Here is a 4,189-nt window from a genome sequence, read left to right as displayed (position 1 = left end):
GAGCACGAGTTCCTGGTGAACGAGAAGTCGGCGGTGAACGCGGTCTTCTGCATCGCCGGCTTCAGCTTCGCCGGCCAGAGCCAGAACGCCGGCCAGTGCTTCGTGCTGTTCAAGCCATTCGACCAGCGCAAGGGCGCCGCCAACAAGGCCCAGGCCGTGGTGGGCCGCTCGTTCATGGCCTTCTCAAAGGTGCGGGACGCCATGATCATCCCGCTGATCCCGCCCTCGGTGCAGGAGCTCGGCAACGCCACGGGCTTCGACCTGGAGCTGGAGGACCAGGGAGGTGTCGGCCACGACGCCCTGAACGCCGCCCAGGGCCAGCTGCTCGGCATGGCCGCCAAGGACCCGACGCTGACCAGCGTGCGTCCCAACGGCCTGCCCGACCAGCCGCAGCTGCAGATCGACATCGACCAGCTCAAGGCCACCGCGCTCGGCCTGTCGCTCGCCGACGTCAACGACACCATCGGCACCGCCTGGGGCTCGACCTACGTCAACGACTTCACCGACCGCGGCCGGGTCAAGCACGTCTATGTCCAGGGCGACGCCCCATTCCGGGCCAAGCCGGACGACCTGAACTATTGGTACGTGCGCGGCTCCACCAACGCCCTGACGCCGTTCTCCGCGTTCTCCTCCAGCCACTGGAAGCCGGGCGCCTCCCAGCTGCAACGCTACAACGGCCAGCCGGCGATGGAAATCCAGGGCCAGCCGGCGCCGGGCGTCAGCTCGGGCGCGGCGCTCGACAAGATGGAGGCGCTGGTCAAGAAGCTGCCGCCCGGCATCGGGCTGGAGTGGACGGGCCTGTCCTACGAGGAGCGCAACGCCGGCTCCCAGACCGGGCTGCTGTTCGCCCTGTCCTTCATCGTGGTCTTCCTGTCGCTGGCGGCGCTGTACGAGAGCTGGTCGGTGCCGGTGGCGGTGCTGCTGGTGGTGCCGCTCGGCATCATCGGCGCGGTGCTGGCGGTGACGGTGCGGGGCCTGGCCAACGATGTCTTCTTCCAGGTCGGCCTGCTCACCACCATGGGTCTGGCGGCCAAGAACGCCATCCTGATCGTGGAATTCGCCGAAGGGGCCATGCGCGAAGGCAAGAGCTCCATCGAGGCGGCCATCGAGGCCGGCAAGCTCCGCCTGCGCCCGATCCTGATGACCTCGCTGGCCTTCATCGTCGGCGTCTTCCCCCTGGCCATCTCCAACGGCGCGGGCTCCGGCGGGCAGAACGACATCGGCACGGGCGTGGTGGGCGGCATGATCGGGGCGACCATACTGGCCATCTTCTTCGTGCCGCTGTTCTACGTAGTGGTCCGCAAGATCGCGCCCGGCAAGCCGCAGAAGACGCCCGCCGATCGGATCACCGACGCCAATGTGCGGGAGACCTGAGGTGGCCTCCCCGCGACCCCGCCTCCGCAGTTTGCGGGCAGCGCCCCTGGCGCTGGCCCTGCTGCTCGGCGGCTGCATCAGCCTGGAGCCCAAGTACGTCCGCCCCGCTCCGCCCGTGCCGGCCGCCCTGCCCCAGGGCGGCGCCTATGGCGCGGCGGAACCGGTCCAGGTGGCGGCCCCCGACCTGGCCTGGCGCGACTTCTTCACCGATCCCAAGCTGCGCGCCATCACCCAGCTGGCGCTGGACAACAACCGCGACCTGCGGGTCGCCATCCTCAACATAGCCGAGGCGCGCCAGCAGTACCGCATCCAGCGCGCCGCTCTGCTGCCCCACATCGACGCCAATGCCGACGCCACCTACGAGCACATTCCCGCGTCGGTGCTGGGCGCCACCTCGGGCGTAGCCGCTACGAGCGTCGCAGGGACCACGGGCACGACGGTCGCCTCAGCGACCTCGACCAGCTCCAGCGTGTTCATCCGCGAGTACGAGGCGACGCTCGGCGTCAGCAACTACGAGCTGGACCTGTGGGGACGGGTCCGCAGCCTGACCCGGCAGGCGCTGGAGCAGTATCTCTCCACCGACGCCGCCAAGCGCGCCACCCAGATCAGCCTGATCTCCCAGGTGGCCACCGACTACGTCACCTATGCCGCCGACCTGGAGCGGCTGAACACCGCCAAGGACACGGTGAAGGCGGACACCACCAGCCTGCAGCTGACCCAGGCGAGGTTCAGCGGCGGCGTCGCCTCCGAACTCGACGTGCGCCAGGCCCAGACCGCCCTGGAACAGGCGCGCGCCGACGTGGCCACCTACACCACCACCCTGGCCCAGGACGCCAACGCCGAGACCCTGCTGGTCGGCGCGGCCATCCCGCCCGACCTTCTGCCCGGTCCGCTGGACGACAACTTCGCCTCCCTGGCCGACCTGCCCGCAGGCGTCAGCTCCGCGGTCCTGCTGCGCCGCCCCGACGTGGAGGAGGCCGAGCATACGCTGCGCGGCTACAACGCCAACATCGGCGCGGCGCGGGCGGCCTTCTTCCCCACCGTGGAGCTGACCGGATCGGGGGGCAGCACCAGCCTGTCCTTCGCCAACCTGTTCGGCGGCGCCACCGGCTCCTGGAGCTTCACGCCGGCCATCACCCTGCCGATCTTCGACGCCGGCATCAACGCGGCCAACCTGCGCCTGGCCAAGACCCAGCGCGACGTGGCGGTCGCCCAGTATGAAAAGGCCATCCAGACCGCCTTCCGCGAAGTCGCCGACGCGCTGGCCCAGCGCGGCCAGATCGGCGAGCTGGTAGCCGCCAACCAGGCCTACGCCTTCGCCACCGGCCGCTCCCTGACCCTGTCCAACGCCCGCTACCAGCGCGGCAGCGACACCTACCTCAACACCCTCACCGCCCAGCTGAACACCTATTCGGCGCAGCAGGCCCTGGTGACCGCGAGGCTGACCCGCGCCACCAACCTGATCACCCTCTACCAGACGCTCGGCGGCGGCGGCGTGCGCTGACGCTGGTGTGGCGGAGCAAGGCGTGAGGGTCGCACAGGCCGCTCCGGCCCTGGGCTGGACGCCCTGCTCTGTGGCATAGCGTCGGACGATGCAGCCGCCGCCCGTCGTCCTGATCCGTCCCGAGGATCGTCGCACCGCCCTACGCGCCGCCGCCGCCCGGCAGGCCGCCGAAGCGCTGCGGATCGACGCCCAGGCCGCGGATGCCGCGGGCCGGCACGAGGACGCCGTCACCCTGCTGCGGCAGGCTGCCGAGGCCGGCGACGCACCCGCCATGAGCTTCCTCGGCGCGCGCCTGCTGATCGGCCGCGCCGCGCCGCTGGAGCCCCGGGAGGGATTGCGCCTGCTGCAACGCGCCGCCGAGCAGGACGAGGCGGATGCTCACGCCCTGCTGGCCGCGCTCAAGGCCGCCGCCGCAGCGACCGCCGCCCAGCAGGCGATCGCCCTGGACCACCTCGAGCGAGGCGCCGACCTGGGCTCGGCCCTGGCCCAGGGCCAGCTGCAGCTGCTCGGCGGACGGGTGAGCCCGGACGGGACGCCCGGCGCCTGGGGCCGGATGCGCCGCGCCATCGACTGGACGGCCTGGACGCGGCCGCCGCCCAAGCGTGTCCTGAGCGAGTCGCCCCGACTGAGGGCCGCGGACGGCTTGCTAACCCCTGCGGTCTGCGACTGGCTGGTGGCGCGCGCCCAACTGCGGCTGCAGCCCTCCCGGGGCGACGACGCCGCGTCAGGCGCTGCGTCCCAGGGACGATTGCGCCGCCCCCGTATCGTGGAGTTCGACGTCGTCAACACCGACGTGGTGCTGGCCCTGGTGCGCGCCCGCATGGCCGCCGCCACCCGACTGCCCACGCCTGCGATGGAGCTGACGCAGGTGCTGCACTACGAGGTCGGCCAGCAGTCCGGGCCTCACTTCGACTTCCTGGACCCGGATGTGGAGGTCCAGGCCATCGACGCCGCCGCCCACGGCCAGCGGATCGCCACCGTGCTGGTCTATCTGAACGACGACTACGAAGGCGGCGAGACGGTGTTTCCTGCGCTCGGCCTGCGTCACCGGGGCCGCAAGGGCGACGCCCTTTACTTCGCCAATATCGACCTGGACAACCAGCCCGACCGGCGCACCCTGCACGCCGAGGCCGCGCCCACCGCCGGTGAGACGTGGCTGCTCTCGCAACGCATACGCGACCGCGTCGCCGTTCCCGCCCGCTGAGCGCGTGACCAGGCGCGCGCCACCCCCGCCTGCGGACCCCGCAGCCGCGCTCCAGGCCAACCGCCAGCTCCGCTCCGCCTCCGGGCGCCTGGCCGAGATCGCAGGAT

General features: G+C 71.4%; 3 protein-coding genes. All 3 read left to right on the top strand.

Features of this window, described 5'->3' with window-relative positions; genetic code table 11:
- The coding region (locus tag HUV06_RS14885; RefSeq protein ID WP_174302030.1) for an efflux RND transporter permease subunit at positions 1 to 1,374 on the top strand (1,374 nt) is incomplete at its 5' end.
- A gap of 1 nt (position 1,375) precedes the next feature.
- Complete coding sequence (locus HUV06_RS14880; RefSeq protein ID WP_254601175.1) at positions 1,376 to 2,878, top strand: efflux transporter outer membrane subunit; 1,503 nt, start codon at positions 1,376 to 1,378, stop codon at positions 2,876 to 2,878.
- 88 nt (positions 2,879 to 2,966) lie between these two features.
- Positions 2,967 to 4,082 carry a 2OG-Fe(II) oxygenase gene (locus HUV06_RS14875; RefSeq protein ID WP_174302028.1) on the top strand — a complete coding sequence of 372 codons (1,116 nt, stop codon included), beginning with the start codon at positions 2,967 to 2,969 and terminating at the stop codon, positions 4,080 to 4,082.
- The last annotated feature ends 107 nt before the right edge of the window (positions 4,083 to 4,189 follow it).

The sequence above is a fragment of the Caulobacter sp. S45 genome, assembly GCF_903642205.1.
Lineage (GTDB): Bacteria > Pseudomonadota > Alphaproteobacteria > Caulobacterales > Caulobacteraceae > CAHJWH01.
This window is presented reverse-complemented; position numbering and strand designations above follow the sequence as displayed.